The following is a 2,132-nucleotide window of genomic DNA, read 5'->3' as shown; positions in this document are numbered from 1 at the left end:
GAGCGGGCTCCCGGTGAGGGCTCCCGGTGCCGGACCGGCGGAGGCGGGGTGCGACCGGACGGCGGCCGGTCGCACCCCGCAGGTCACAGCGCCCGGGTCAGCCGGTCGGTGAGCAGCCGGGTGAAGCGGGCCGGATCGGCCAGCTCACCGCCCTCGGCGAGCAGCGCGCCGCCGTGCACCAGCTCGGCGATCTCGGTCAGCGCGGGGTCGGCCGGGTCGGCCTCGTGCGCCGTCCGCAGCGCGGTGACCAGGGGGTGCGCCGGGTTGAGTTCGAGGATCCGCTTGACCTGGGGCACCTGTTGGCCCATCGCCCGGTACATCTTCTCCAGGGTCGGGGTCATGTCGTGGGCGTCGCCGACGAGGCACGCCGCGGAGGTCGTCAGCCGCGACGACAGGCGGACCTGCTTGACCTGCTCGGACAGGGCCGTGGTCAGCCAGGTCAGCAGGGCGGCGAAGTCCTGGTCGCGCTTGACCTTCTCGGCATCGGCCGCCTCGTCCCCGTCGGCGGGCTCGTCGAGGTCGACCTGGCCCTTGGCGATGGACTGGAGACGGTGGCCGTCGAAGCCCGGGACCCGCTCCACCCAGACCTCGTCGACGGGGTCGGTGAGGATCAGCACCTCGTACCCCTTGGCGCGGAAGGCCTCCAGGTGCGGGGAGTTCTCCACCGTGGCCCGGGTCTCGCCGGTCAGGTAGTAGATCGCTTCCTGGCCGTCCTTCATGCGCTCGACGTACTCGCGCAGGGTGGTGGTCCGGTCCGGGTCGTGGGTGGAGGCGGCCGACACCAGCTCCAGCAGGGCCGCGGTGTTGTCGGCGTCCTCGATCAGGCCCTCCTTCAGCACGCGGCCGAACTGGGACCAGAACGACGCGTACGCCTCGGCGTCGCCGGCCTGCATCTCCTTGACCGCGCCGAGGACCTTCTTGACCAGGCGCCGACGCACCGCGCGGATCTGCCGGTCGTGCTGGAGGATCTCGCGGGAGATGTTCAGCGACAGGTCGTGGGTGTCCACCACGCCCTTGACGAAGCGCAGGTAGTCGGGCATCAGCGCTTCGCAGTCGTCCATGATGAACACCCGCTTGACGTACAGCTGCACGCCGCGCCTGGGTTCGCGGGAGAACAGGTCGAACGGTGCCTGCGCGGGGAGGAAGAGCAGCGCCTCGTACTCGAAGGTGCCCTCGGCGCGCATGTGGACGGTCTTGGCCGGGGCCTGCCAGTCGTGGCTGATCTGCTGGTAGAACTCGTGGTACTCGGCCTCGGTCACCTCGTTGCGCGGCCGGGCCCAGAGGGCCTTCATCGAGTTGAGCGTGTCGACCTCGGTGGTGGTGGCGCCCTCGGCGCCGGTCCGTTCGGTGGCCATCCGGATGGGCCAGCGGATGAAGTCCGAGTACTGCTTGACGATCTGGCGGATCTTCGGCTCGGACAGGTAGTCGGCCAGCCCGTCCTCCCCGTCGACGGGCTTGAGGTGCAGGGTGACGGAGGTGCCCACCGGCAGCCCGTCGACGTCCCGGAGCTCGTAGGTGCCCTCGCCGGCGGACTCCCACTGGGTGCCGGCGTCGGTGCCGGCCCGGCGGGTGCGCAGGGTGACCTTGTCGGCGACCATGAACGCCGAGTAGAAACCGACGCCGAACTGCCCGATCAGGCTCTGCGCCGCCGCGGCGTCCTTGGCGCCCTTGAGCTTCTCCAGCAGACCCGCGGTGCCGGACTTGGCGATCGTGCCGATCAGCTCCACGATCTCGTCCCGGCTCATGCCGATCCCGTTGTCGCGGACGGTCAGCGTCCGGGCGTCGTGGTCGACGTCCAGTGCGATGTGCAGGTCCGAGGTGTCGGCCGCGACGTCGGGGTCGGTCAGCGATTCCAGCCGGATCTTGTCCAGTGCGTCGGAGGCGTTCGAGATCAGCTCGCGCAGGAAGATGTCCTTGTTCGAGTAGATCGAGTGGATCACCAACCGGAGCAACTGACGGGTCTCGGCCTGGAATTCCAACGTCTCGACAGTGCTACCCACTCTGGGGCTTCCTTTCTGCCCGAAGGGAACGGAGGGTACGGACGGGCCTGGGCCCGGGCGGCTCGCCGCCGGTACCGCATGGTAGATCGTGGACGGGCGGGGGAGCGCCGTGGGCCGGTCGGGTGGGGGTGG

1 protein-coding gene is annotated in these 2,132 nt (G+C 70.1%); it reads right to left on the bottom strand.

What is annotated here, in order from left to right; all coding sequences use genetic code 11:
- Positions 1–83: 83 nt before the first annotated feature.
- Complete coding sequence (gene htpG / locus KS423_RS44090; protein WP_224285304.1) at positions 84–2,000, bottom strand: molecular chaperone HtpG; 1,917 nt, start codon at positions 1,998–2,000, stop codon at positions 84–86.
- Positions 2,001–2,132: the final 132 nt, after the last annotated feature.

The sequence above is a fragment of the Streptomyces sp. LS1784 genome (genome assembly GCF_020103755.1).
GTDB lineage: Bacteria > Actinomycetota > Actinomycetes > Streptomycetales > Streptomycetaceae > Kitasatospora.
This window is presented reverse-complemented; position numbering and strand designations above follow the sequence as displayed.